This is a genomic window from Cupriavidus sp. 05N39, assembly GCF_056397325.1.
In genome coordinates this window covers 17,243-43,666 of record NZ_JBFTNE010000012.1, presented here as the reverse complement: position 1 = coordinate 43,666, position 26,424 = coordinate 17,243, and the positions used below count along the sequence as shown (strand labels likewise).

25 protein-coding genes and 2 pseudogenes are annotated in these 26,424 nt (G+C 63.4%); 18 read left to right on the top strand and 9 right to left on the bottom strand.

Translation table 11 applies throughout. From position 1 onward, the window contains the following. The first annotated feature begins 34 nt into the window (after positions 1-34). Together AC1DN0_RS08080 and AC1DN0_RS08075 are read left to right on the top strand one after the other, a co-directional pair. Positions 35-964: an alpha/beta fold hydrolase gene (locus AC1DN0_RS08080; protein ID WP_441627957.1), complete on the top strand. Its 930-nt coding sequence runs from the start codon at positions 35-37 to the stop codon at positions 962-964. Positions 965-987: 23 nt separating this feature from the next. Further along, a complete protein-coding gene (locus AC1DN0_RS08075; RefSeq protein WP_441627955.1) occupies positions 988-1,923 on the top strand; it encodes an MBL fold metallo-hydrolase in 936 nt (311 codons plus the stop codon). A 28-nt stretch (positions 1,924-1,951) separates the two neighbouring features. Here AC1DN0_RS08075 and AC1DN0_RS08070 read toward each other — a convergent pair whose 3' ends face one another. After that, positions 1,952-3,982, bottom strand: a complete 2,031-nt coding sequence (locus tag AC1DN0_RS08070) for a sigma-54-dependent Fis family transcriptional regulator (protein WP_441627953.1) — start codon at positions 3,980-3,982, stop codon at positions 1,952-1,954. Between the two features lie 261 nt (positions 3,983-4,243). On the opposite strand from AC1DN0_RS08070, the gene pedF reads away from it, so the two are divergent. Both pedF and AC1DN0_RS08060 read left to right on the top strand, forming a co-directional pair. Then, the gene (gene pedF, locus AC1DN0_RS08065; RefSeq protein ID WP_441627951.1) at positions 4,244-4,723 is read left to right on the top strand and encodes a cytochrome c-550 PedF; all 480 of its coding nucleotides are present in this window, start codon (positions 4,244-4,246) and stop codon (positions 4,721-4,723) included. 86 nt (positions 4,724-4,809) lie between these two features. Then, entirely contained in the window at positions 4,810-5,703 is an 894-nt protein-coding gene (locus tag AC1DN0_RS08060; RefSeq protein ID WP_441627949.1) for a substrate-binding periplasmic protein, read from the top strand. A gap of 112 nt (positions 5,704-5,815) precedes the next feature. Here the strand turns inward: AC1DN0_RS08060 and hmpA are convergent, their stop codons facing one another. The 3 genes from hmpA to AC1DN0_RS08045 all read right to left on the bottom strand — a co-directional run bounded on the left by hmpA (position 5,816) and on the right by AC1DN0_RS08045 (position 9,260). Next, positions 5,816-7,027 carry an NO-inducible flavohemoprotein gene (hmpA, locus tag AC1DN0_RS08055; protein WP_441627947.1) on the bottom strand — a complete coding sequence of 404 codons (1,212 nt, stop codon included), beginning with the start codon at positions 7,025-7,027 and terminating at the stop codon, positions 5,816-5,818. Between the two features lie 140 nt (positions 7,028-7,167). Beyond that, a complete protein-coding gene (locus AC1DN0_RS08050; protein WP_441627945.1) occupies positions 7,168-7,917 on the bottom strand; it encodes a creatininase family protein in 750 nt (249 codons plus the stop codon). A 56-nt stretch (positions 7,918-7,973) separates the two neighbouring features. Beyond that, the gene (locus AC1DN0_RS08045) at positions 7,974-9,260 is read right to left on the bottom strand and encodes an MFS transporter (RefSeq protein ID WP_441627943.1); all 1,287 of its coding nucleotides are present in this window, start codon (positions 9,258-9,260) and stop codon (positions 7,974-7,976) included. 250 nt (positions 9,261-9,510) lie between these two features. Between AC1DN0_RS08045 and AC1DN0_RS08040 the strand changes: the two genes are divergently transcribed. Beyond that, complete coding sequence (locus tag AC1DN0_RS08040) at positions 9,511-10,446, top strand: LysR family transcriptional regulator (RefSeq protein WP_441628029.1); 936 nt, start codon at positions 9,511-9,513, stop codon at positions 10,444-10,446. Positions 10,447-10,486: 40 nt separating this feature from the next. On the opposite strand, the pseudogene AC1DN0_RS08035 reads toward AC1DN0_RS08040, so the two are convergent. Continuing rightward, positions 10,487-11,359: pseudogene (locus AC1DN0_RS08035) on the bottom strand (redoxin domain-containing protein); the annotation flags it as partial. 16 nt (positions 11,360-11,375) lie between these two features. Here AC1DN0_RS08035 and AC1DN0_RS08030 point away from each other — a divergent pair. Next, positions 11,376-11,606, top strand: a pseudogene (locus AC1DN0_RS08030) (alpha/beta fold hydrolase); the annotation flags it as partial. A 98-nt stretch (positions 11,607-11,704) separates the two neighbouring features. Here the strand turns inward: AC1DN0_RS08030 and AC1DN0_RS08025 are convergent. After that, a complete protein-coding gene (locus tag AC1DN0_RS08025; RefSeq protein ID WP_441628027.1) occupies positions 11,705-12,415 on the bottom strand; it encodes an SDR family NAD(P)-dependent oxidoreductase in 711 nt (236 codons plus the stop codon). A 620-nt stretch (positions 12,416-13,035) separates the two neighbouring features. Between AC1DN0_RS08025 and AC1DN0_RS08020 the strand changes: the two genes are divergently transcribed. Beyond that, positions 13,036-14,088 carry an alpha/beta fold hydrolase gene (locus AC1DN0_RS08020; RefSeq protein ID WP_441628025.1) on the top strand — a complete coding sequence of 351 codons (1,053 nt, stop codon included), beginning with the start codon at positions 13,036-13,038 and terminating at the stop codon, positions 14,086-14,088. 131 nt (positions 14,089-14,219) lie between these two features. On the opposite strand, the gene AC1DN0_RS08015 is transcribed toward AC1DN0_RS08020, so the two are convergent. Both AC1DN0_RS08015 and AC1DN0_RS08010 read right to left on the bottom strand, forming a co-directional pair. Beyond that, positions 14,220-14,747, bottom strand: a complete 528-nt coding sequence (locus AC1DN0_RS08015; RefSeq protein WP_477111161.1) for a thioredoxin family protein — start codon at positions 14,745-14,747, stop codon at positions 14,220-14,222. 3 nt (positions 14,748-14,750) lie between these two features. Continuing rightward, positions 14,751-15,452 (bottom strand): cytochrome c biogenesis CcdA family protein, encoded by a 702-nt coding sequence (locus AC1DN0_RS08010; RefSeq protein ID WP_441627939.1) that lies wholly within the window; start codon positions 15,450-15,452, stop codon positions 14,751-14,753. A gap of 476 nt (positions 15,453-15,928) precedes the next feature. Here AC1DN0_RS08010 and AC1DN0_RS08005 point away from each other — a divergent pair, with 476 nt between their 5' ends. The 5 genes from AC1DN0_RS08005 (at position 15,929) to AC1DN0_RS07985 (ending at position 20,392) form a co-directional block, all read left to right on the top strand. Next, a complete protein-coding gene (locus AC1DN0_RS08005; RefSeq protein WP_441627937.1) occupies positions 15,929-16,669 on the top strand; it encodes a response regulator in 741 nt (246 codons plus the stop codon). After that, a complete protein-coding gene (locus tag AC1DN0_RS08000; RefSeq protein WP_477145644.1) occupies positions 16,666-17,991 on the top strand; it encodes an ATP-binding protein in 1,326 nt (441 codons plus the stop codon). Before AC1DN0_RS08005 ends, AC1DN0_RS08000 begins: the two co-directional genes overlap by 4 nt. 436 nt (positions 17,992-18,427) lie before the next feature. After that, a complete protein-coding gene (locus tag AC1DN0_RS07995; protein WP_441627933.1) occupies positions 18,428-18,817 on the top strand; it encodes a hydroxyquinol 1,2-dioxygenase in 390 nt (129 codons plus the stop codon). An 84-nt stretch (positions 18,818-18,901) separates the two neighbouring features. Then, positions 18,902-19,321: an organic hydroperoxide resistance protein gene (locus tag AC1DN0_RS07990; protein WP_477101719.1), complete on the top strand. Its 420-nt coding sequence runs from the start codon at positions 18,902-18,904 to the stop codon at positions 19,319-19,321. Positions 19,322-19,924: 603 nt separating this feature from the next. Further along, positions 19,925-20,392 (top strand): RidA family protein, encoded by a 468-nt coding sequence (locus AC1DN0_RS07985; protein ID WP_441627929.1) that lies wholly within the window; start codon positions 19,925-19,927, stop codon positions 20,390-20,392. A gap of 1 nt (position 20,393) precedes the next feature. Here the strand turns inward: AC1DN0_RS07985 and AC1DN0_RS07980 are convergent, their stop codons facing one another. Next, positions 20,394-21,305 carry a LysR family transcriptional regulator gene (locus tag AC1DN0_RS07980; protein WP_441627927.1) on the bottom strand — a complete coding sequence of 304 codons (912 nt, stop codon included), beginning with the start codon at positions 21,303-21,305 and terminating at the stop codon, positions 20,394-20,396. Between the two features lie 124 nt (positions 21,306-21,429). Between AC1DN0_RS07980 and AC1DN0_RS07975 the strand changes: the two genes are divergently transcribed. The 6 genes from AC1DN0_RS07975 (at position 21,430) to AC1DN0_RS07950 (ending at position 26,421) form a co-directional block, all read left to right on the top strand. Further along, positions 21,430-22,086, top strand: coding sequence for a DsbA family protein (locus AC1DN0_RS07975; protein ID WP_477145643.1), 657 nt, complete (start codon positions 21,430-21,432; stop codon positions 22,084-22,086). Between the two features lie 246 nt (positions 22,087-22,332). Further along, on the top strand, positions 22,333-22,557 hold the full coding sequence (locus AC1DN0_RS07970) for a hypothetical protein (protein ID WP_441627923.1): 225 nt from the start codon (positions 22,333-22,335) through the stop codon (positions 22,555-22,557). A 48-nt stretch (positions 22,558-22,605) separates the two neighbouring features. Further along, entirely contained in the window at positions 22,606-22,845 is a 240-nt protein-coding gene (locus AC1DN0_RS07965) for a hypothetical protein (RefSeq protein ID WP_441627921.1), read from the top strand. 307 nt (positions 22,846-23,152) lie between these two features. Then, on the top strand, positions 23,153-23,476 hold the full coding sequence (locus AC1DN0_RS07960) for a hypothetical protein (protein WP_441627920.1): 324 nt from the start codon (positions 23,153-23,155) through the stop codon (positions 23,474-23,476). Between the two features lie 185 nt (positions 23,477-23,661). Beyond that, complete coding sequence (locus tag AC1DN0_RS07955; protein WP_441627918.1) at positions 23,662-24,984, top strand: NAD(P)/FAD-dependent oxidoreductase; 1,323 nt, start codon at positions 23,662-23,664, stop codon at positions 24,982-24,984. 579 nt (positions 24,985-25,563) lie between these two features. Next, positions 25,564-26,421 carry a transcriptional regulator gene (locus AC1DN0_RS07950; RefSeq protein WP_441627916.1) on the top strand — a complete coding sequence of 286 codons (858 nt, stop codon included), beginning with the start codon at positions 25,564-25,566 and terminating at the stop codon, positions 26,419-26,421. Positions 26,422-26,424: the final 3 nt, after the last annotated feature.

Genomic DNA, 26,424 nt, shown 5'->3' with positions numbered 1-26,424 from the left:
CGAACGTCGCCGCGTTCTTTCCGAGGCAACATCCATGCCCGCAGCGCCGCTGCCGTCCCAGTGTTTTTTTCTCCGTACGCGGGATGGYCACCGCATGCACGTGCGGCAGGCGGGCCCGGCCACCGGCGATCCGTGGCTGGTGCTTCACGGCGGGCCGGGCAGCGGCTGCAGTCCGTCGATGGCGGCATGGTTCGATCCGCTGCGGCACCGTGTGGTCATGCCCGACCAGCGCGGCGCGGGCCGTTCGCGGCCCGCCGGGACGCTGCGCCGGAATACGGCGGGCGCGCTGCTGGCAGACCTGGAGCAGTTGCGCGAGGCGCTTGGCGTCCAGCGCTGGAGCGTGGTGGGCGGATCGTGGGGGGCAGCGCTGGCGCTGGCCTACGCCGCGCGCTATCCCGGCGCGGTGGCGGCTCTGGTCCTGCGGGGCGCTTTCCTGACAGGCCGCGACGATATCCATCGGCTTTTTTCTCCGCGCGGCGGCGCGATGCTGCGGCGCGTCATGGGGAGGGGCGAGCGGTTGTCCGATGCCCGGGCTCGTCTGCTCACTGTGTCGCAAGTGTTGCAAAGTGGCACGACTGTTCAAAAACTGGACACTGCCGGACAGTGGCAGCGCGCCGAACGGCGGATGCTGGGCCTTGGCCAGACGCGGCCGGGGCGGCAGCCGTGGCGCGAGCGCATGGCGGCGGTGGACAAATACCGGATCCAGGCGCATTACCTGCGCCGCCGCGCCGGGCTGGGCAAGCCGGCGTTGCTGAAGGCGGCGTCGCAGATCGGTGCGCGCGACGTGCCGGTGACGTTGCTGCATGGCCGTGCCGATAAGGTCTGCCGGCCGGCCAACGCCCTGCGTTTGAAGGCGGTCATGCCCCAGGCGCGGCTGGTCTGGGTGCCCGGCGGACACTTGCCTGCCGGTGCCATGGCCGAGGCCCTGCGGGCCGCCATCGGTGCGGCGGGCTGCCGGCGGTGACGGATCCCACCCGGCGCGGATTCATGGGCGCCCTGCTGGCGATGGCGCTCGGCGGCGCGGGCCCGGCCGCCGCACTTGGCCGCGTGGTGCTGGCGAGGCTGCAGCCTGGCGTGTATGTGGCCAGCGCAGCCAATGCCGAGGTGGCGCGGACCAATGCCGGGGAGGTGGTGCCGACCCTGGTCCATGTGACCGGAGCCGGGGTGCTGGTGGTCGACCCGGGCCCGCATCTGGCCTGGGGGAACGGGTTGCTGGCGGCGATCCGGGCCGTGACGCCCGAGCCGGTGCGCTGGGTGGTCAACACCCATGCGCATCCCGAGAACGTGCTGGCCAACGCGGCCTTTGCGCGCTTGCGGCCGCGCCCCGCGTTCCTGGCCTCTGCCGCCACCGCCAGCCTGATGCGGCAGCGCTGCGAGGCGTGCCTGGCGCGCCTGGCCGCGCAACTGGGGCCAGCCGCGATGCGCGGCACGCGGATCGTGCTGCCGGAACCCGGCTTGCGGCATGGCGATCGCCTGCAGACCGGCGCCACCGCGTGGGAGGTGCATGTCCACGCGGGGGCGCATAGCGTTTCGGATACTGTGCTGCATGCGCCGCGGCGTCGGCTGTTATGCGTGGGCGGCCTGGCCTACCGCGACCGCGTTCCGGAGATGCAGGAGGCTTCCCTGCAAGGCTGGCGGCGCGCGCTGCGGGCCGTGTCGGCGCTACCCGCCGATCTCGTGGTGGGCACCGCGCCGGGCACGCCGGCGCAAACGCTGGCGCCCACGCTGGCCTACCTGGATGCGTTGGCCGGCGGCGTTGCCGCCGCACTGGAAGCGGGTGGCGATGCGGCGCGCGTGCTCAGCCCGGCGACCGCCGGGCCGTACCGCCATTGGCGCTACTTCGCTTCGCGCCATCCCTTGAATGTGCAGCACGCCTGGCGCGAGCTGGAAGACCTGTGGATGCACGGCGAGCCGCTGGCCTGAGCGCCAGCCGGCGCGCACGGCTGCCGTCTCAGCCATCTTGCTGCGGCAGCGCGTTGGCCTCGTCCAGCTTCCGGTAGACCGTATTGCGAGAGATGCCGAGCGCCTTGGCCGCCGCGGAAATATTGCCGTGGTGCGCCTTGACCGCGGCGACGATGGCCAGCACCTCGACGTCGGCCAGGCGGGTGGGCTGTGGGCCGGGCGCTACCTCCGGGGCGCGCCCGCCGGCCGGCGCGGCATCGGCTTCCAGCGTGGCGCCGTGCGCGGGGTGGGTGGCCTGGCGCGCCAGCCGGTCTTCCAGGAAATCGTCGGGCAGGTGGTCCTCGGTGATCTCCGCCTCGCCTTCGGCCATCAGGCGCGCGGTGCGCAGCAGGTTGCCAAGCTGGCGGATATTGCCCGGCCAGTGATAGCTGCGGAACATCGCCATCACCGAATCCTTGATGCGCGGTCCCCCGTTTGCCTGGCCCTCGCGTAACAGCTTGTCGGCCACCACATCGAGGTCGGTGCGCTCGCGCAAGGCCGGCAGGCGCACCACGAGGCCGTTCAGGCGGTAGTAGAGGTCTTCCCGGAACAGGCCGTTGGCCACCTGCTCGCGCAAATTGCGATTGGTGGCGCAGATCACTGACACGTCGACGTGGATCACCCGGCTGCTGCCCAGCGGCGTGACCGCGCGCTCCTGCAGCGCGCGCAGCATGCGCGCCTGCAGGTGCAAGGGCATATCGCCGATTTCATCCAGGAAGAGGGTGCCGCCGTTGGCCAGCAGCATCTTGCCGATGCCGCCTTTCTTGCGGGCGCCGGTAAAGGCGCCTTCTTCGTAGCCGAACAGCTCGGATTCGATCAGCGTCTCGGGTATCGAGGCGCAGTTGACAGCGATGAAAGGCCCGGCATTGCGCGGGCTGTCGGCGTGGATGGCGCGGGCCAGCAGTTCCTTGCCGGTGCCGGTTTCCCCCAGCACCATGACGGGAATATCCTTGCCGATCACCTTGCGCAGCTTGGTGATGACGCCTTTGATCTGGGCGTCGCCGGTGTCCAGGTCGTCCAGCCCGGCGGGGCGCCGGGCCGGTTGCGCGCCCGCACGGCGGGGCAGGGAGGCGGCATCAGGCATGCAGTGCGCCTCCTCCGCGCTGCCATTGTCGATGGCAGCCGCCGGGACGGACACGGCAGGCGCCTTCCACTCGACGCGTGCGCTGACCTTGACGCCGCTTGGCAGCGGCAGGTGCACGACGCCCCCCGGGGCCTTGCGCTCGGCGTCGAACAACTGCGACAGCGACAGGCCGAACAGCGAGGAGAAGGTGTGCGCGTGCAAGGCGCCGACCGACATCCCAAGCTGGAACTGCGCGCTGCGGTTGGCCGACAGGAAGCGTCCGCCCGGCGTAAAGGAGGCGATGCCTTCGACCAGGGTGCCGATAAACTCCGCGCGCGAGTGGAAACGCACGCACACCATGTCCTGGAAGGCATTGGCGAAAAGCTGGTTCTCGATCATTTGCGCCGACATCCGCACCAGCGCCATGGTGTGCTTGTGGAATCCGCGCTGGTCACCCGTCACATCGAGCGCGCCGACTGTCTTGCCGTACGCATCGAGGATGGGCATGCAGGAGCAGGTGAGGAAGCGGTTGGCCTCCAGGAAATGCTCCGCGCCGTGTACCAGCGTGGCCTTGCTCTCGGCCAGCGCGGTGCCGATGGCGTTGGTGCCCCGGCTTTCCTCGGACCACAGCGCGCCGGGCTGCAAGGCCACCTTGTTGGCCCTGGCGAGGAAGTCGTCGTCGCCCAGCGAGTGCAGGATCAGGCCGGCGGCGTCGGTCAGGATCACCATGCTCTGCGTGTTGACGATCTGGTCGTAGAGCGTCTCCATGACCGGCAGCGCGTGGGTGAACAGCGACTGGCTGCGCTCTATCTGCGTTTTCAGCTCGCTTTGCAGCACCGGGCAGAAGTCTGGCGATTCATAGGGCCGCAAGCCATAGGCTTCGGATCGCAGGTGGGCCTGGGCGATCAGGTCTGGCCGGTCGCCCTCCGCCGGGTTGCCCGTTGCCGCCGGCGGGACGCCGGCCGCTTGGAAAGTCATTTTTCTGTCTCCTGTGGAAGTCGCCCGCGATCTGTGCACGGGTCGCTCCGGGTCCTGGCGTGGTCGACATGGCCCGAAGTGTTGCTTCATGAAGCAAAACGCTTGCCAGGGTGTTGCATTCCAGGGCACTGGTTCCGGCGTGCTGTGTCACACGCCTGCCATTTGCCGGGGCCTCGTCCGGTTTATGGCCCACTTTGCGCTTGGTATGGCTTTTGCGGAAGTCACCTTCAAAACATAGTTCAACAACTGGAGGTGACACTGATGAAAACACCACGCCGCACACTTGCCCTGATTGCCATCTGCACGCTTCTGGCCGGGGCGCTACCCCAAGCGGCCTCGGCCCATGGGGACGTCACACCGCAAGCAGTGGACACCAAGACACTACCGCAACTCGGCGAAGAATGGCGTCCGGATAATCCATACAGGACGGGCGAAGCGCAGCAGGAAGCACTGCGTATCGGCTCCTCGGCCTACAACCAGAACTGCGCGCGCTGCCATGGGCTGGAAGCGGTGTCGGGCGGCATCGCGCCGGACCTGCGCAAGCTGGACAGCGATTGCGCGTCGCTGGCCAACGCCAGGAAGAAGCAGGAATGCATGGGCGAGGTCTCGCAGTACTTCACCACCACCGTGCGCAAGGGGCGCACGCGAGACGGCCGGGTCTACATGCCACCGTTCGATGGCGTGCTGAGCCAAGAAGCGGTCTGGTCCATCAAGACCTATCTCGAATCGCGGCACGAGTAAGGGCTGCGGGCCCGCCCGCGCTTCCACCGCATTCCCGCATTCCCTGATTCACAAACACAAAGATCAAGAAAACCAGGAGACCTCCCATGCGCGCCAGCCCTTTCCGGGACGCCGCTCCCTCCCTGCCGGCCCCCGCCGGCTCCCATCGCCTGGCCGGCGCACTGCTGGCGCTTGCCGCGCTCGTCTGCGTCCAGCCGTCGCTGGCCGATATGGCCAGGATCCGCCAGAGCGGGACCTTGAAGGTGGCCGTCTATAAGAGTCTGCCGCCATTTTCCACGGCAGCGGGCAACCCGTTGCCGGGCATCGACGTGGCGCTGGCGAAGGCCCTGAGCAAGCAGATGGGGCTGTCGGTGTCGCTGCTGCCGTTCGATGCTGACGAGAACATGTCGGATGACCTGCGCAATATGGTGTGGCGTGGCCATTACCTGGGCTATGGCCCGGCGGATGTGATGCTGCATGTGCCGGTGGACCGTGCGTTCATGCGCGCGAACGACAAGGCGCTGATCTTCGCGCCTTATCACCGCGAGATGTTCGTGCTGGTCCACGACCGCGAGCGTGTCTCCGAGGTCCGGCAGCTGGAGGATCTGGCCGGCCAGCCTACCGGCGCGGAAGCGGGCTCCGCCGGTGCCAATGCCCTGTTGTCCGGGGCGCAGGGCGCGCTGCGCGACAAGGTCAAGATTTATGCCGGGCCGGACGAAACGCTGCGCGCGCTGTTCGCCGGCGAGATCGCCGCGGCGATGGTCACGCGCTCGCAATACGAAAGCGCGCTCAAGGCGGCCGGCCAGTCCGCCGCGCGCTTCGCCACGGTGGACGTTGCCTCGCCGCTGCTGCCCGCGCGCGGCTGGGCCATCGGCATGGCGGTCAAGGCGGACGAGGGCGAACTCGCGGAGTCGCTGCAGAACGCGCTGGACGCGATCCGCCGCAGCGGCGAGCTGCAGCAGATCTTTGCCCAGTACGGTGTGTCGCTGCAAACGCCGTGAGATTCTCCAGCGGCTGGGCGTGCGGTATGAAACCGGGCGTCAAGTGGGGCGTGGTCCCCGGTCAGGCGCTACGCAATCTCAAGCAGCGACTTAGGTTGGCCGCTGGTCAGCGCTACTCGTCGAACAGGTCCGGCCCGAACACTTCATAGTGAATGCGCGTCTCCGGGATGTCCAGGTTCTGGAGGGCATCGTGCTGCATCCGCATGAACGGGATCGGTCCGCAGATGTAGTAGTCAGCGTCCGGCAGCATGATGGAATCCTTGATCAAACTGACGTCGACCAGACCCTCGTAATCGAAATCCTTACCCTGGACGTCTTCCGGGAGAGGCTCGTTATAGAACACAAGCAGCTTGAAGTTGGCGTGCTCATGCGATGCTTCGCGCAGACGGTTGCGCATGGCCTGCACCGCACTATTGCGGGCGCCATGCACGAACACTACCTGCCGCGGCGGTTCCTGAAGCGCCTTCTTCAGCATGCTGACCATGGGGGTCAGCCCTACGCCGCCGCTGATCAGCACGATCGGGGACCTGGCATTTACGTCGATGTAGAAGCTGCCGTACGGCGCGGCGAGCCTGACCTCGTCGCCAACACCGACGTGATCGTGCAGCAGGCAAGAGACATAACCCGCCGGCGTCGTGCCGCCACTCTCGCGCTTCACCGATATCCGGTAACTTCGCCCGTTCGGCACATCGGAGAGGCTGTACTGCCGAATCTGCTGCAGGCCAAGAGAGGGCACCTGGATCGCGACGCTGGTGTACTGGCCAGGCTCGAAATTCACCACCGGGCCGCCATCGGCCGGTTCCAGGATGAACGAGGTGATGACGTCGCTCTCAGGCCGCTTCTCGCGGACGATGAATGTGCGCCAGCCTTTCCAGCCGCCATCCTGCTCGGCGGAGCGCTCGTACAACTCGCTTTCGATACCCATCAGGATGTCAGCCAGGTTCCCGTACGCCTGCGCCCAGGCGGAGATGATCTCGCCGGTCGCCGCATCCCCGAGAACATCCTTGATCGCGCCGAGCAGGTGTTCACCGACGATCGGGTATTGCTCCGGCCGCACGCCAAGACTTGCGTGTTTGTTTGCGATGTTTTTCAGAACGGCCGAGAGACTCTCGGGATTCTCGATATTCGCGGCGTAGGCATACACTGCGCGCGCCAGGGCCTGCTGCTGCTGCCCTTGTTCCTGGTGCGCCATATTGAAGACGTTCTTGAGTTCCGGGTGCGCCTCGAACATGCGTTTATAGAAACGCTGGATGATGGCGTATCCGTGTTCCGCCAGCACCGGGGCGGTGGATTTGACGATGTCCTTGGTCTTCTGGGTGAGCATTGCATCGTTCCTTCGAAGATTGGCAACAGGTGTGAACCACACCCGTTCAAAGTCTATACCTCACCCGGCTTCGGGGGGGATGCGGCAACCCTTGTGCAGCCAGTCATGTACGCCGTAGCGAACTCGCGATCGCGCGCGTATCAGAGGGGCATTGGCTCACCCCCGAATGCTTCAAGCTCGCGCGCGAGGCTTTGCGCGGCCAGTTCGACCAGTGCGCGTCCCTTTTCCGGTGTCGCCTGTCCCGGGTCGGAACCGATGCGCCCGTCCGGGAACCGCGCACGAAAGTCGAGCGCCTCCCGGATGGGACCCGATGGGGCGATTTGGGGTGTATAGCGGGCCGACTTCACGGCGGCGGGGAAGGCCCACTGTGTAATGGCAATCTCGGAAGGCGTGGCGTGAGAGCCATGGCCGGTCGGGAACTGCTCGCGCGCGAGCTCGTTGACGCCTGCCAGGTCCCACCAGTTGCACAGCTTCAGTGCGAATCCGGCGCGGCGCCGGGAAAAACTGGCTTCGGCATAGATCTCGGAGAACGCGGCCTCGATGGAGGCCACATTGCCGCCATGGCCGTTGAGGAACAGGATTTTCTCGAATCCGTGCCCCACCAGTGAGCGGGTCCAGTCACCGATCGCGGCAATGAAGGTCGACGGGCGCAGCGAGATGGTGCCGGGAAAGCCGAGGTGATGCTGGGCCATGCCAATGTTGAACGTCGGCGCCACCAGGATATCGGCTGTCTTTTCCGCCTCGCGCGCAATGATCTCCGGGCAAAGCCAGTCGGTGCCAAGAAGCCCCGTTGGCCCGTGCTGCTCGTTGGAACCGATTGGCACGACAATCACGCGGCTGCGCTTGAGAAACTGTTCGACTTCGGCCCAGGTGGATAGATGTAAAAGCATGGTTGCTCCTTCTTTCGTGTGTTCCTCTCGGAACCTTGTATGTGGTTTGCAGTGGACTACCGGCGCTCAGGCAACTTGTTGGCGAGGAGGATCAGCGAGGCGATCAGCGGCATCAACGCCATGACCAGCACGCCAGGATGCAGGCTGCCGGTCGCGGTCTTGGCCCACCCGATGATGGCCGGGCCCCAGAAGCCGCCGGACAAGCCGATCGTGTTGATCAGCGCAATGCCGCCGGCTGCCGCCGGGCCCTTGATGTACTCGGCCGGCATGGCCCAGAACACCGTGTAAGTCATCCAGAGCGCGGTGGTGCCGAGCGTAAGCAGGACAAGCGACAGACCGAGATTGCCGTCTGCGAGTGCCGACCCGGCGAGCAACAGGGCAGCGAAGAAGGCGGGCACTGCGCTGTGATATCGGCGCTCGCCCTTTTGATCGGAGCGGCGCCCCATGTAGTACATGCCGAATGCGGCGCCAAGGTATGGCAATGCGGTGTACCAGCCGAGCTGCACGGTATCGGCCACGCCCTGCGCCCTGATCAGGGTCGGGAGCCAGAAGCTCATGGCATAGATGGCCGCGATAATGCAGAAGTACGCAAGGGCGAGCACATAGACCCTCGCATCCCGTGCCACCGCCATGAACGAGTGCTTGTGCGCGACGGATACCCCGAGCTCAGCTGCCAGAAAACGTTTTTCCTGGTCCGTCAGCCAGGCCGCATCCGCGGGGCGGTTCGGCACGAGCGACAGTGCAAGGAACCCCAGCAATACGCAGGGGATGGCCTCGATCAAGAACATCCACTGCCAGCCGGCGAGGCCGGCGGTGCCGGACATGGTGGTTATCAGCCACGCCGAAGCGGGTCCTCCGACAATGCCGCCGATCGGTCCCGCCAGGAAGACGATCGCGATGGCGCGCCCCATGCGCTGCGGTCCGTACCAGCACGACAGGTAGTAGATCATGCCCGGGGCAAAGCCTGCCTCAAAGATGCCGAGCAGGAAGCGCATGGCATAGAACGTTGGCACATCACGCACGAAGAGCATGCAGGCGGACGTGATGCCCCACAGCACGAGGATCCGGCTGAACGTCTTGCGCGCGCCCACGCGAGGCAGCAGCAGGTTGCTTGGCAGCTCGAACAGTACATAGCCGAGAAAGAAGATGCCTGCACCCACGCCGTAAGCGGCGTCGGAGAAGCCGAGGTCGCTTTGCATCTGCAGTTTGGCAAAGCCGATGTTGACCCGGTCGAGATAGGCAAACAGGTAACAGATCAGGAGGAACGGCAGCAGGCGCCAGTTGATCTTGTTGTAGAGCGTCGAAGTGTCGTCGACGGCGCTTTCGTTCGGAATGACTAACATGCCGGTCTCCAGTGCGTTGTGTTTGATGCCGCTTATCCAGTCCGCCGATGGTGACAGAGCCGGGGGTTCCGACCAACAGTAAGCGGGCTCACGCTTCGTTCTAATCTGAGCAACGCAACCCATCCGTATCGCATGGTGAAGATGGCCGGAGTCAGGCCCGGTCGTCATGGCGGGGGATGGCCGGGCAGGCGCGATGAAGTTCATGTATGGTTGCCTCCTGCCCATCACATTGGCTCAATTGTGTTTCGACATGCGAGAGATCAATCAGCTGCGATTACGATACTTCCGTGAGGTTCTGGCGCACGGCACCATTCGCGGGGCGGCGGACAGCCTCAATACGTCACCCTCCGTGATCACTCGACAGATCAGGCTGCTTGAAGAAGAACTGGGCGCTACGCTGTTCGAACGCCAGTCGCGCGGTGTGAAACCGACGGAGGCGGCCGCGCATCTGCTCGAGTTCTGGCGCGGCTACCGTTCGCATCAGGAGAATCTCGAGGACCAGCTGCACGCGCTGAAGGGATTGCAGCAGGGCAAGGTCCAGGTGGCCATGAGCGAGGGCTATGTCGATGCGCTCGTCAACGAAGTCCTTGCGCCGTTTTGCGCGCGGTACCCGATGCTGGATATCAGCATGGAGATCCTGCCAGTCGACGATGTCCTGAACGAAGTCGCTGAAAGCCGCGCCCACATCGGCCTTGCCTACAATCCACCGCCTCACCCGCGCATCGAGTACCGTGCCAGTTCTCCGCAGCCCGTGGTGCTGCTGGTTCGTCCCGATCACCCGCTGGCGTTGCGCGGCGGCGAAGCCAGCATCCGCGATGTGCTGTCATACCCGCTCGCGCTGATGCCGGAGTCCTTTGGCATCGGGCACGCCGCGAAGATGCTGGAGTTCGCGGAGAACATAAAGATCCGCCCGACGCTCGTCACCAACTCGTTGACGGCGCTGAAGCAATTTGTCGCCTATGAGAACTTCATTACGCTGATCGGAGAATTCGCGGCGTATCGCGAGATCGCTGCCGGGAGCCTGGTCACCGTACCGATCAATCATCCATTGCTCAGGGGCACCCAGGCGCGGTTGCTTGTGAAGACCGGCCGGCCCCTGCCTGCTGCGGCATCCGAGTTCCTTGAGCACATTACGCGCCGCATGTCGATGTTTGCCGCCAGCCGGAAGGCATCGGACAAGCAGTAGCCGGCGGAGCCGGCAAGGCAGATTCCCTTGACGGAAACGGTTATCCGAAAGTGAAGACGAAGGCCTGGACGCCCGGGTCCAGGAAACGGATGTCGAAGGTGTGCTCGCCGACCTTTCCCGGCTGGCGAACGAGTTGGTAGAGCCTGGTCTGCGTGACGGTGCCGTTGCCATCCGGGTCGGTATCGGTACCGTGGCTGGCACCGGGCGCCTTGCCGTCGACCAAGACACGGAAGCGCACCGGCGTGCCGTCGGCGCCGGGGCCGAGCACGAGGTGCAGGTCACGCGCGCGGAAGCGGTAGGCGATGCCGCCGCCGGCGCGGTTGAGCGTGGCTTGTTCGGCGTCCACGGTCCAGTTGCCGCTCAGGCCCCAGCTATTCAGGCGCGGCTCGGCGATCGTGTAGTCGCGTGCGGTGCCGGCGCGCAGGCCCTCGGGCGACGCGAAGCCGGATGCCTGCTGGTAGCCGATATAGGTCTCCCGCGAGCGCACGTTGTCCAGGTCTGGCGCCGCTTGCGCACCGGACGTGTCGAATTTGACCGGCGCGGTGCCGGCCTTTTGCGCACCGGCTTCCTTCAGCAAAGCCTGAATGACAGCCTCGGACTGTTCATAGCCGCCCTCGCCGAACTGGTGGTGGCGAATCTGCCCGCTGGCATCGATGAAGTACAGCGCCGGCCAGTAGCTGTTGCCGAACGCCCGCCAGATCCGGAAGTCGCCGTCCACCGCGACCGGGTAGCGGATCTTGAATTGCTCCACGGCCCGGCGCACGTTGCCGACACGCTTCTCGAAGGCAAACTCGGGCGTATGCACGCCGATGACCACCAGCCCCTGGTCCTTGTATTTTTCCGCCCAGGCGCGGATATAGGGGAGCGTGCGAATGCAGTTGATGCAGGAGTACGTCCAGAAATCCACCAGGACGCAGCATGAGGCAACGGAAAGGAAGCTGGCGGCGATTCCGCTGATCCCGGTTCCCGCCATCACGCTGGATGGCACGGCCGATGGCGTCGTCCCGGCAACCGACGGCAAAGCCAGCGCCGCACGGTTTGCCGGGCCGCGCATTCATCGGCAGATTCCGGGTGTCGGCCACAACTTGCCGCAGGAAGCACCCGAGGCCTTTGCCGACGCGGTGACAGAACTCGTGCGCGGCGGCAGATGGCGCACGTGAGTGGCGCGCGAAGGCAGGCGGCATTGGACTGACTGGCGCACGAGATGTCCGCCCCGCCCACGCGGGCCGGGCGGCGTTCAATGGCGCCCTGGCGTGCTCTAGTGACCAGCGCTCTGCCCGCCGTCGACATGCAGGATTTCGCCAGTTACGAAGGGCGCCGAATCCAGATACAGGATGGCGTCCACGATATCGCTCATCTCGCCCATACGGCCTACCGGATGGAGTGCCCCGAGCGCGGCATGGGTTTCCGGCGGGTGCATCGAGGACTTGATGATTCCCGGCGAGACGGCATTCGCGCGAATGCCACTCTTGGCGTATTCGATGGCGAGCGATTTCGTGGCCGCGTTCAGTCCGCCCTTGGTCAGCGATGCCAGTACAGAAGGCACGCCGTTGATGGCGTGGTCGACCAGGCTGGTGGTGACGCTGATCACGTGGCCGCTCGACCTCTTCTCCATTTCGGCGATGGCGAGCTGCGTGATGTAGAAGAAGCCCGCGAGGTTCACGCCCGTTTTCGCCGCGTAGTCTTCGGCGGTGTACTGGGTAAAGGGCTTCGCGATGAAGATGCCGGCGTTGTTGACCAGCGTGTCGATGCGGCCGAAGCGTGCCACGGCTTCGGCGATGACGCGCCGGGCGGTGGCCGGATCGGCGATGTCGCCTGCGACCGTCAGGATGTTGTCATCATCCGATGGCTTGATGGATCGCGCCGTTGCAACAACGCGGTAGTCGCGCTTGCGGAAAGCCTTGACCACCTCTGCGCCAATACCTTGCGATGCACCAGTAACGACGACGACTTTTTGCGATGTGCTCATGATAAACCTCGATACAAGTTGATTCGGCTCTCTTGCCGATCGGGCCGGCGGCACCGATTGGTCCTAAATCTAGTTGAATCGATGCTGAGTTCGAATACCCGCCATGGACAAAGAGTCTTGCCTGACGGGAACAAATCAGGCGCAAAGCCAGTGCCCGCACCGATCTGTCCGTCTGTTGAGCGTGCGGGAACGCCGGCGCACCGGCTCGACAGTCTCACGGGCCGGGAGATGGCAGGAACGGCGGCGCGCAAGGGGTGCGCCACATGCCGTGCGCCTTGCGATTGCCAACGCGGATAGCAGGCATCGGGAACTGCGGATGCCACGTTGGCCGGAAGCCCGGCGCATTTCGATTTACACCATGTAACAACCCATGTGCTGTGCGGCGGGCTAATCGGCGGACCGATTGAACCTATATTTTCCGCACGGACGACGGGTAGTCATCCGCTTCGTTGGAAATGCGGCACCCCGCTCATGTGAGGAATCAGTGCGTGCCGCGCAGCTCCGACCGGGCCCCCGGCGCGATGCCATCGTCGGACCTGCCACCCAACCCGGACACATCCCAGATACAAGTAATTCGTATCCTGGAAATCAAAGCCAACCTCAAAAAAGGGGAATTAAGCATGTCTGAAGAGATTAACCCTGACCGTCGTCGCTTCCTTGGTGCCGCGGCTGTYGGAATCGGTGCCTTGGAGTTGGGCCTGACCGGACTCGCTCGTGCGCAGTCGAGTCCTGCCGGGCAGTCTGTTCCAGTCGCCGCCTCGGCGACGTCCGGTGCGTCGTTCGGCAACCTCAGGCAGATCGAAGCCGGTGTTCTCAGCGTCGGCTATGCCGAGGTTGGACCGCACGATGGTCCCGTCGTTATCCTGCTGCACGGCTGGCCGTACGACATTCACAGTTACGTCGATGTGGCCCCGCATCTGGCAGCCGCTGGCTACCGGGTCATTGTTCCGCATACGCGCGGTCACGGCACGACGCGGTTTCTCTCCGACAAGACATTCCGCAATGGCCAGCAATCGGCAGTTGCGCTCGACACCATTGCATTGATGGACGCACTCAGGATCGACAAGGCGGTTCTCGCCGGATACGACTGGGGATCGCGGACGGCTTGTGTCATCGCAGCGCTGTGGCCGGAGCGTTGCAAAGCCATTGTTTCCGCCAATGGCTACATCATCAATAACCTTGAGTTCAACAAGCGCCCGTTGCCGCCGAACGCCGAGCACGCATGGTGGTATCAGTTCTACTTCGCTACGGAACGCGGCAAGGCCGGCCTCGAGGCTAACCGGCGTGATTTCGCCAAGGTTATCTGGAAGGAGAATTCCCCTAAGTGGAACTTTGATGATGCAACGTTCGACCGTACGGCGGCGTCCTTCGACAACCCGGACTATGTGGCGATTGTGATTCACAACTACCGTTGGCGACTCAGTCTTGCCGGGGGCGAGCCCCAATACGACAGTATCGAGAAGCGCCTGGCCACAGGCCCGGCGATCACGGTGCCGGCGATCACGATCGACGGAGATTCGAACGGCGTCGCACCGGCTACGGATGGTAGTACTTACGCGAAAAGGTTCACAGGCAAGTACGCGCATCGGATTGTCAAAGGTGCGGGCCACAACCTTCCACAGGAAGCGCCAAAGGCCTTTGCGGATGCCGTAATCGAAGTCGCCCGCTACTAGCGGGCGCGGGTCGGGGGACGTTCCGGATCGCCTGTGCCGGGACGGTCCCTCTCGTGGATCGGCGCGGCCCCCGCGTCGATCTGTTTTTCCGGGGGGCGGCGGTTGCTGGCGTGATCCGGGCTTGCACAGGGTTATTTGCGATCGGAAAGGAGCTTCTGTATGGCCGCTTCCGTTTCCTCGTAGTGTCCTTCGCCAAAATGCTGGTAGACGATCTTGCCGCTGGCATCGACAAGATAGAGGGCGGGCCAGTATTGGTTCCTGTAGGCGTCCCAGATGACATACGCGTTGTCCTGCACGACCGGATACCGGATGTCGAGGCGCTTGAGAGCAGCCTGTCCGTTCGAGGTCGATTTCTCGAACGGGTACTCGGGCGTATGCACGCCGACCACCATCAGCCCATTGTCCCGGTATTTGTCGTACCACTGCTTGACGTGCGGGAGCGTGTTGATGCAGTTGATGCAGGTGTAGGTCCAGAAATCGACAAGCACCACCTTGCCGCGCAGTGCGGAGATTGTCAGCGGCTCGGTGTTCAGCCACTTCGCGTTGGCGGGAAACTCCGGCGCCTTGCCATGGTCGGCAGGCGAGGGGGCTATCGCACTGCCGTGTGTTGCTGCGAGTAGGGATACGGCTGCGATACAGGCACGAATCGAGCGGTGCATGAGTCAGACTCCGAGGTGGATTGAGGGGAAAGAGTTGGTCAGCCAGGCTACGGCAATCACGTCATACTGGAAGTACATGGCAACGGCGGTTGCGGCGACAATCGCGCCAAAGCCGCGCTGCAAATGATGTGCATGGCGGGCGACCTTGCGGCCGCGGGTGGTCACGAACCGGCCGCCGTAGGCAATGGCCAGCATGGGAATCGCGGCGCCCGCGGCGAACAGCGTGAGGAGCTTTGCGGCACGCCCCAGGTCCTGCGCCCTGGCGACCAGTGCGAGGATGGAAGCCAGTACCGGCCCCGCGCACGGCGTCCAGACCACGCCCAGCGTCGTACCTAGCACGAAGCCGCCAACCATGCCATTGCCTGCCCGGGCACCGACGCCGGCAAGGCGGTCGATCACGGCGCCAAACGGCGTCATGAGCCGGTCGAATAGCCGCGGCCAGATTCGAGCGAGCCCGGATGCGAACAGAATCAGGATGGAGACATCCCGGATCAGGCCGTGCACGTCACCGAGAGAGCTCGAAAGTGCACTGAATGCAATGCCCACCGAGGAGAACGCGGTGACGAACCCCAATGCGATTGACAGCGGACGCAGAGGATTTTGCTCGCCGATGGACGTGCTCACCACCATCGGCAGCACGGGAAGCACGCATGGGGACGCGATCGTCAGCACGCCGGCCGAAAATGCCAGTATGAGTTCGATCATGGCCGGCTCCGGCAAAGCCCCGGCAAGGCGCGCCCGGTGATTTCCGCTCTGCGGCGCCGCTGCGGTAAATGGGGTAGGGTGGCGGTTGTTGAAGTCACGAATGCCTCCGGTGTTGACGCGATGGCGCTATTGCAACGCTCGCGCGTATGCCGGATGTTTCGGGAAACGGCCGGAAATGAAATGTTTCTTGTCCGCGGGCGGTCCAGATACATGACGATACAAAGCGCCACGGAGGCAACGGCACAATGGCATCAAGGCGCGGGCTGCGCGCCGCGATCCTGGAGGGGAAACGAAAATGAAGCGTTCACTGCTGCTCGCCACGATGATCTTGTCCGCACTCGCGTATGAGCTTCGCGCAGGTGCGACCTGCCGATGGGCTTTCTCCAGACCGCCTGTTCTGCGCCTGACGGGCGCCGCACGGCGACGGCGTGTTCGCCCTGTGACCGGCAACCACCCTGCCAATCTGACGGTGCGCCATGACGCAGCCTGACCATATCCTTATCGTGGACGACGACCGGGAGATCCGTACGCTGGCGGCCGAGTATCTCGAACGCAGCGGGATGCGTGTGACCCTTGCGGCGAACGGACGCGAGATGCGCGCGGCCTTGGACAAGGGCGCGGTGGATCTCGTCGTGCTGGACCTGATGCTTCCCGGCGAAGACGGACTGACGTTGTGCCGGGACTTGCGCGCAAGCGAACGCAAGAACATGCCAGTGCTGATGCTTACTGCCCGCAACGAGGAGGCCGATCGTATCCTGGGGCTTGAGATGGGCGCGGACGACTACCTCGTCAAGCCATTCGCGGCGCGCGAACTGCTGGCCAGGATACGTTCGGTGCTGCGGCGCACGCGCATGCTGCCCCCCAACCTGCAGATCACCGAAGCGGCTACCGTGCTGGCTTTCGGCCCCTGGCGGCTGGATACGACCGCGCGGCACCTGCTCGACGATAACGACGTCATCGTCGCCCTCAGCGGCGCGGAGTACCGGCTACTGCGGGTCTTCCTCGACCATCCGCAGCGCGTGCTGAACCGGGACCAACTGCTCAACCTGACGCAGGGACGCGAAGCCGAACTGTTCGAGCGCTCCATCGACCTGATGGTGAGCCGCCTGCGGCAGCGTCTGCGCGACGATGCCAAGGAGCCCCGCTATATCAAGACGGTGCGCAGCGAGGGCTATGTGTTCGCGGCGATGGTGGAGATTCGGGAGGCGCGCACATGAGCCGCCCGGACGGGATCCTGCGAGGATGGCCGCGCACGTTGTTTGCTCGCCTGATGGTGATACTGCTGATCGGCCTCGTGCTGGCGCAAGGGCTTGCCTTCAGCCTCGTGCTGCGGGAGCGTTCGCAGGTCGCCGACAGGTTGATGCTGGGCAACCTCGGGCGCGATGTGGCCAGTTCCGTTGCCATCCTGGACATGATGCCGGCGGATAAGCGGCCGGCCTGGCTCGATCGGCTGGGGCGCCGAAACTACAGCTATCTGCTCAACGCCGGCACGGCCGGCGGCGACCCGCCAGCCTTGCAACTATCCCAGGAAGCCGTCGCGACGATCGCAGAGGCACTGGGGGAGCGTTACGATGTGACGGCAAATACACTGTCTGCAGATGGGGCGCAATTCCAGGTGCATTTGCGCCTGAGCGACGGCAGTCCGCTCACCATTGATGTCCATCCGGCGCCAACGGGATTGTCGGCCTGGTTGCCGGTGCTCCTGTGCGTTCAACTGGCGCTGCTGGCAGGCTGCGCTTGGATCGCCGTGCGCCTGGTAACGCGGCCGCTGAAGCAACTGGCGGCAGCCGCGGAGAATCTGGGGCCCGATCTGAAGGCCGACCTTATCCCCGAGCGCGGGCCGGCCGAGGTCGTACACGCCGCGGCGGCCTTCAACGCCATGCAGCAGCGCATCGCCGGGTATCTCGCCGAGCGCGTGCAAATTCTCGCGGCGATCTCCCACGACTTGCAGACGCCCATCACGCGAATGCGGTTGCGCCTGGACTTGATGGAGAGATCCGAGACGCAGGACAAGCTTTACAGCGATCTTCGCGCGATGGAGCATCTGGTCCGCGAGGGYRTCGCCTATGCGCGCACGCTGCATGGCAGCGCGGAAGCGCTGGCCCGCGTGGACCTCGATGCACTGCTGGACAGCCTGGCTTGTGACTATCGGGACGGTGGGCATGCGATTACCCTGGACGGCAAGGTCGGCGCACCGGTACTGACGCGCCCACAGGCGCTGCGTCGCATCCTGACGAACCTCGTGGACAACGCGCTCAAGTTCGGCGGCGACGTGGATATTGCTGTGTTCCGGGAGGCGGAAGGCAGTCTTGCCATTGCAGTGCGGGATCGCGGTCCCGGCATTCCCGAAGCCGAGCTTGAACGGGTCATGCAGCCGTTCTATCGCCTCGAGACGTCCCGGAACAGGGGGACGGGCGGTACGGGCCTGGGGTTGGCGATTGCGCAGCAACTGGCGCAGGCCCTTGGCGGGCGGCTCATACTCTCCAATCGGCAAGAGGGCGGCCTTCAGGCCAGGCTCACCCTGCCTGCACAGGCATAGCGGGCTGTTCCGGCGCGCGGCGCCTCGTTTCCAGCGACGGCAGGCTGGGTGGGCTGCACGTCGCGTTTAGCGTTTAGCGGTTGGCGTTTGGTGTCTGGTGTTTGGCATGAAGCACTTCGTGCCGCGTCCCGACAAGGTGCGGTCCGTGCCGTCCTCCGGTCCGGGTCCAGTCTCTCCGCCCTCGGCCGCCGTTTCTTCATTCCCTCCTCCTCGCTGCCGCGACGGACGATTTTGTATTCGTTTGTATCGCTTGCCCAGTGCGATACGTGTGCTCACAGTGCCACGGCGAAATCGCTACGGGCCAGATACATCGGTCGCCTTAAATGCTTCCTGTAGCGCGGCGGCGGCAACCAAGACCAGATCATCCCGCCCGCGCCGCAACACCGTCCGCGCCGGACACCGGCGCAACTGCCCTACACGAACCTGGATAAGCATCATGAAAATCATCAACGTCACAATCTTTGCCAAGCGCCTTGTCTCGATCGTTGCCCTTTTGGCCGCCGCCGGTGGGGTACAGACTGTGTCCGCAGCCGAGCTGGCTTCGGATCATGGCGCTGGCCCAAGCGCAGCCGCCGCGCGCAGCGTAGAGCGGGACCCGTTCACTGACGGCGCGCGTAGTGGCGAGCGTGACGTCTACACGGATGGCGCCCGTTATGTCGATGGCACCGCGCGATTCGTCGCGGGCCTGGATCGCGTTGGCGTCTCCGCTTCGCCCGCCCGCGGCTCAGATGCCGCTGCCGACAGCGCTGCCATGCTCGCCCGCATCAGCAACCGTGACGGCTATACCGAAAGCGAACACGCTGCAGATCCCCGCTTGGCCGCATAGCACGTCCCGTCACTCCGATGACCGCCCGGATTGATCGCATACGATTGATAAACAGCCTTTTAAATTTCCAGTAAGAAATCCATCATGACCCAACTCGAAAATGTACTCTACACCGGCAAAACCCACACCTCCTCCGGTGGGCGGAACGGCACGTCCCGCAGCTCTGATGGCCGCCTGGACATTCAGCTCTCGTCTCCCGGCACCGCCGGCAGCGGCACCAATCCGGAGCAGCTGTTTGCCGCTGGCTGGTCGGCCTGTTTTATCGGTGCGATCGGGATCGCGGCTGGCAAAATGAAGGTCACTCTCCCGGCCGACCTGGCCATCGACGCGGAAGTGGACCTGGGCACAGCCGGCGGCGCCTACTTCCTTCAAGCGCGTCTCAATGTCAGCCTCCCGGGTCTGGAGCACGAAGTCGCCCAGGCGCTGGTGGACGCCGCGCACCAGACGTGCCCGTACTCCAAAGCCACAAGCGGCAACATCAACGTCGTGATCAACCTGGTCTGAGCCAGCGTTTTCATAAATCCGGCCTGCCCGTGCTTATCGGGCAGGCAACCTTTCCACATCCTCTTGAACTCGCACCAGAACGCTCGACTTCCAGATGATTCGAAATCGAGCGGGCTTGTTGGAACCCGGTTCCAGGCAAAACCCTATGCGTTACGCGCGGACGAAATTCTTGTCCATGGAATAGACCGGCCTGCGTGACCCTGGCGGCGCTGGAAGGGATAACGCAACCGATCGGAGACTGGCGCGCGGGCGCCGTGTGGGGCCTCAGCCATGCAAGACCCGTGAGGCGTCAAGTTACTGTGGCCGGCGAAGTCCTGGACGCGAGGGTGAAGGCCACTCGGATTTATTCCGTCGTGTAGCAAGTGATGTTCCACGTCGGCGGCTTATCGGGGCGGCACCGGAGCCTATAGTTTAGCCAAAGCGGAATGCCGATCGTCTACATCATATGTCCGGCATGGAGGATCGGATTCCGCATCCGCGGCAAGGCGGTTCCCGTTGTTGAACAATGAAAGCGGTGGCATCTACGGCCGCCATGCCGAGCCAATCAATTAATCAATCATTCTTGAGATGTCTTTGTTCAGCCGTAACCATTGAGGAGCCGAAATGTCCGTGGAATCCAAACTCGCAGATCTTGGCCTTGCGCTGCCGCAGCCGCCGCAGCCCCTGGGCAGCTACACCGCGACCAGTGAAGCAGGCGACCTTCTTTTTATATCGGGGCAACTCCCGCTTCGGGAGGGCCGCGTCATTTTTCAAGGGCGCGTTGGCGAAGTCCTGACCGTGGAGCAAGGCAAGCAGGCGGCTGAACTGGCCGCTTTGAACGTTCTGGCGCAAATCAGGCACTACCTTGGCGGATTTGAGCGGCTGGATCATATCGTGCGCGTCGAAGGCCATGTGAGCAGTGCCGAGGGCTATTTCGATCAACCCGCGGTGATCAACGGCGCCTCGGATTTGTTTGCCGCCGTGCTGGGTGAAAAGGCCGGCCATGCACGTTCGGCGTTCTCGCATAACCAGCTGCCTGCCAACGCCGCTGTCGTGCTGGTAGTCATCGCGAAGATAAGGCCGGCGCAGTAGCTCAGTGCGCGAACTTCTCCACCAGGAAATCGACGAAGGTTCGCACGCGCAGCGACAAATGGCGCGCGTGCGGGTAGAGCAGGATGAACGGCCGGGTGGCCCCGCCATACTCCGGCAACACCTCCACCAGATTCCCCTCGCGCAGGTCAGACTCCACCACGAATCGATAGGTCTGAAACAATCCCGCTCCTGCGCGCGCCAGCGTAGCGCCGCCGAGCACGTCCTCGGAGCATCCGTAGCTTCCCGTTGTCGCGATGTCGATGTGTTTCCCTTCATGACTGAAGGTCCAGGCCAACCGCCGTCCACTGCTGGGAATATCGAACTGAATGCACTCGTGCGTGTGCAACTCGTCAAGCGTAGTCGGTTTGCCCGCGCGCTTGAGATAGCCCGGCGTAGCGACGACCACGAGTTCCGCGTCCTCCAGTTTCCTGGCGATGAGCGTGGAGTCCTCGGGCGCCTTGCCACGGACCGACAGATCGTAGACGTCGTCTGCGAATTCGACGTTGCGATTGCTGATATGGGTTTCGACGGAAACATCGGGGAAGCGCCGATGGAATTCCGGCAGCACCGGTAGCACCCGGTAGTGCGCATATGGGGTTGGCAGGCTGATGCGCAGCAGACCTGCCGGACTCCCGTGTTGACCGCTCACTTGCCGCTCGGCATCGACCAGTTGCGCCAGCGCGTTGCGAGATTGCTCGAAATAGATCCGGCCTTCATCCGTCAACCTTATCTGGCGTGTCGTCCTGACAAAGAGGCGTACACCCAGACGCGATTCCAGGCGGGAAACGGAGCGGCTTACTGCTGCCGGCGTCACGCTGGTGGCAATCGCTGCTGCCGTAAAACTGCTGAGTTCTGCGGCGAGACAGAAGAGCTCGATGCTGCCGAGCTGAAGGTCATCGAATTTGCGTTTCATCGTTTTGCGGGCATGTAACGACTGTTATGTCGCGAGGGGCGTTTATCGGTGCCGGCCCATCCAATAGATTGGAGTCCCCGGGCTGGACACGCATTGCAATCAGCCCTTCATTCAGGAGAACTCGATGCAGTTGATCTACGTTGGCGACCCGATGTGTTCGTGGTGTTACGGATTTGGAAATATTTTGACGGAACTCACGGAAACAAGGCCGGACCTGCCCCTGAAAATTGTAGTGGGCGGCATACGCGCAGGGGCAACGGACATTCTGGACGACGCCGGCAAACGCTTCCGCCTTCAACACTGGACGCGCGTGGAGCAGGCTAGCGGTCTTCAATTCAACCGCAAGGGGTTCCTGGCTCGCGAAGGCTTTGTATACGATACGGAACCCATCTGCCGAGCGGTGGTAACCGCGCGCGCATTTGCTCCAGGACAGAATCCGCTTCCGCTATTTCGTACTCTGCAGCGAGCATTCTACATTGATGCCCGAGATACCACGGCAACGGATGTCCTGGTCGAAGTGGCAGCCGGCGCCCTGGCAGACAGCGGCCTCGATGTATCGAAGCAGGCATTTCGCGATCTCTTCGAATCCGATAATGTGAAGCAAGCGACGCAGGCGGATTTTTCCCTCGCCCGTAGCTGGGGTATATCAAGTTTCCCGAGTTTGCTCGTCGAAGATCGAGGACAGTTGCAACTTCTGGCGACGGGGTTCACATCCCTGGATATTTTGAACAATYGATTGAACAAGGTATTGGGCGAGCGCGCATTTGCGCGGCATGAATGAAACGTTGTCTCCACGGCCGGGGGCCATGTGTTGGCAATCCAATTTCGCTGCATGGATCGTAGCGGTCCCGGCAATATCGCCCCCTGAGATGCCGGATTCTCGCGGGGCGAGCTGACGCGCAGCCTGCCCGACAGCGGGGGCAGGTCCATCAGGTGCCGGAGTGGTAGTGGATGGTCTGCGTGGTCAGGTGCTACATGCTACGATTTCCTCCATAAATCTCTCCGACATCCATCAAGGGAGGCAGACATGGCGATAGTCGAAAACGGCAACCAGGAAACCGAGTTTTGGGAGGGCGTGCGCGTAGCCGCGGACTCCCGCTACCGGGCCGAACAGGCCGCGAAGATGCGGCGCACTATCGGCTGGGCCTTGGGGTTCTCAATCGCAGGCCTGTGCTTGGCGCTGGTAGCTCACCGGCGACACCGGGACACCGTGCATCTGTTTGGCTTGGGCGATGAGAAGGAAAATGGCTAGTGATTTTCTGCCCACTCCATGATCCATGAGTAACGATGGGAGATTGCCGTGTCGAGCCATGTCTTTGTCGAAGAAGGGGATTACCACTGCCACTGCACGGTCTGGGAGTCACATGGCGGGATTTGGCAGGCATCAGTATTGTTCGAGCGAAAGATCGATCACACCAACGAGTTCATCCCTGGCTTGCGGCACAAGATGAAAAACCGGTTCGGCAGCAAGGATGAAGCGATCCGCGAAGCAATTGCCTACGCAAAGGCTTGCGTCGAGAACACGCAGACGGGGCTGTAGTCTCACGCCATTTTCCCGGCCGCTGCGCCTGCTTCATGGTCGATCATGGGCCGTGCAATGATGGCACTTGCCGTGCGACTAACCGGTATCGGCCAGGTCATATGGGGTATGACACCACTATCCAGGGGTGACCAGCGTGTACTTGGGGCGTGGAAGCCCAGGCACGAGGCAGCCCGAAGCGCTTTTGGCCGTGCGTATCTTCTCCGCTATTGCRTCCCGGACACAGGTGGGGGCGGAGATGCAGGGCCCGGCGCCATTCAGCGCCGGGCCAGGCGAACTACGGACAGGCGCGGCTGAAGGAGTCATCATGCAAGAGCTTGCCTTTCGCACCATGCTGTACCGCTACTTCTTCTTCGGCTGGCTGTTCCGCGACGTCAGCCGGGGCAATCTCGTCGAACGTACCGTCGCCTGGCGTTTCAACCAGGCGCACGCGCACTGGCTGCTGACCTATATGCGGCGCTGGCTCTGGTGCGGGCTGTCCTTCTGCGCCCTGGGTGGCGTGGTCGAACTGATGCTGCGCGCGCCTGGCCTGTCGGCGCTCTTCTACGTGCCCGGTGTGCTCAGCGTGCCGGTCAACGTCGTCATCGTTGTGCTCTGGATCGGCCTGAAGGCACTTCCCGGGCCGCTGTGAGCGGTGGCGCCGGCGCCGGCCAGAGTGCTGAATTTTCGGGCCAAGAAGGCCCGACATCCCCGGGCGCTTCGGGAATGTGCCGGGCGGCCGTGGCCGGCCAGTCTTGATTCCCGCTGCCAGTCGCCATGTCAGGCCCACTATGTGTATAGAATAGCGGCTGCCCTTCCCGGGCAGCCAATTTATCAATGCAATCCATACGCAAACGACCAGCCATCGACGGTGATCTCGGCTGGTATGAATCATCACCTTCCCGTCATTCCGGTCTCGGAGCGCGCCTCAAGGGGGAGCAGCATTTCGATGTTGCCATCGTAGGGGCCGGTTTCACCGGCATCTCGCTGGCACGCCGGCTGGCGGAGATCCGTCCGCAGGCAAGGATCGCCCTTATCGACGCACTTGAGATCGGCCAGGGCACCTCGGGCCGCAACGCTGGCTTCCTGATCGATGTGCCGCACAACGTGGATGGTGGACAGCCGGACGCCGAATACGAGCGCCAGCTGTTCGCGCTGAACAATTTTGCCATCAGCCAGTTGCGCGGCCTGAAAGAACGATACCGCATCGATTGCGGCTGGCACGACGCGGGGAAATACATGTCGGCGCACGAGGAAGGCAATCTAGCCAGGCTCGCGTGTTTTGCCGACGCCCTGAAGGCCGCTGGCTTCGAATATGAAGTCGTGGAAGGACAGGCCCTCTCGCGGCGGCTCGGCACAAGCTATTACAAGGCGGCGGTCTATACACCCGGCAACGTGCTGGTAAACCCGGCGGCCCTGGTTCGCGGTCTGGCCGCTGCGCTACCGGAATCAGTCACGCTGTTCGCGGCGAGCCCGGTAGTGGCCTGCGACTACGGGCCAGTCCATACCCTGAAGTTCCTGGACGGCACCTTGCGCGCTGACGTGCTGGCGCTAACCGTCGGCAGTTTCAGCGAGGCATTCGGCCGCGCCGGGAACCGGCTGGCTTCACTCTTCACCTATGCGAGCCTGACCGAACCGCTATCCGGCAGCGAAGTCTCGACCCATTTCAGCGGGGTACGGCCCTGGGGTACCACATCGGCGCACCCGGCCGGAACCACCGTCCGCTACACGCCTGACGGGCGCATCTTTGTGCGCAACACGTTTCACCTTCAGCCTGCGCTGCGCAGCAGCGACACCTGCCTGCAGGCCGCATGGGCAAACCACCGCACGTCATTCGAGGCGCGTTTTCCCTTCATTGCCGGTAAGCGCTTCGAATACACATGGGGCGGGCTCATCAGCATGACGCTCAACCATCACTCCGTGTTCCGCAAGGATGGGGACAACTTCTTCAGCACCGTGGGGTGCAATGGTGTCGGCCTCGTCAAGGGCACGTATCTCGGCCACTTCATGGCCGAGTACATGAACGGCATGCGGAGCAGGGAGCTTGACTTCATCATGGCAAACAGCCGTCCAGGCTGGATGCCGCCTGAACCTTTCAAGCGCATCGGTGCATCGCTTCGACTCAGGCGTGAAGTGGCGGGTGCAGGAGGGGATGTCTAGGGGTGCCTGCGGAGCCGGGCCTCCGTGGGGGCGACGGAATATCGCTTGCAGCCCCGTGGAGGGCTTCCCGCCTGCCGCATGGGAACGCGGATGTGAAAAAAAACCGGAACTGTGCGGGGGTGCCCATTCCGGTTTCGCGCAGCGTGCGCGTAAGTGGTGCAGCGACGCTGCGAAGGGTGAATTTAAACACATCTACATCTGAAATAGATGTCGCTTAATTCTCATGTTGTTGTCAGCCAACGCTGAATAGTGATTTGAGGTCCGTCACGTGAGGCTTTCATCATATCCGGTGGGAACCTCGGAGACACACATGTCCGGAGGCCGGTTGGATGCGCCGGACGATGCCGGGAGAGCCAGACGACGGCAGGCCGTTTTTTCTTTGCACACTTGCGTGCGGCACCAGCGGATTTTGCGTGCCGTTAGAGGCGGGGAAGATATGGCGCCACGCAGCTGGCGCCTGCGTTTTCGAGTGTTGCGCCCCGTCAACATCGGACAGGTCTCGGGCTTGCAAAGCTGTTGGAAGTGGTTAAGCTCCCCTCATATCGTTATAGTTTTTATAACCAATAAGAGGCGTGAAGCATGAACGCACTAGCTGCGCTTGCCGTTGGATGGAGCGGGGTTGCGCCGAGCGACGGCATTCGGAATGCGGTTCAAGGAAACCCATCAAGTATTGTTGGTTTCTCCAGTGAGGAGGTAGATGCTTACCTTGCTTCCTATGTCGGCATGTACGGAAATCCCGCCGCACCCGTCTGGCTCTGCGACATTACGCCAAATACCGATGGCAAGTCGCTGACAGCACCGCTCAATCCTTTGCACGAGCCAGTTGTATGGGACAAATACTTTCGACAGCGGAATCAGGAAAATATGATGCGCTGGCAAAGCCATCAGAAAGCGGCAAAGCTCATTTCCTCAGCACGCTCGGCGGCATTTGGCGCAGAAGCATGCGACTGGAAGCATTACTTCATGCGCCACCTTTACGGTCCCTCCGGCGGGGAATTCAGGATCAGTCTGTTTCCTTTGCCCACGGGCGCAAACGGAAACAGATGCTGGGCCAGGGTGTACCGGAACCAACCGGCGCTTAATCCCCAGAGTCGATACCTCAGTCTATGCCGGACGGGTGGCCGTTTCCGCTTCATTGCGAAATTGAGGCAACGCATGCAGCCCAAGGTAATTGTCTGCATAGGCGCATGCCATGCGGACGACTTTCTGCGCGCATTCGAGTTCTCCAATGCGAGAGGTACGGACGCGATACTGCAGCCAGCGGATTTACCCGTGAGATTGCAGGTGTTCACCCAGGACAATACGACGTTGGTCATCTCGCCGGCGTTTGGAGGCGTGGCAGGCCTCAACTCCGACGTATTGTTAAGTGCGATGGGGCGCTTCACCGCGCAATGGCTGGCCGCCACCGATTTCCCTTCGCCATTGGAGAAAGTTTAATGG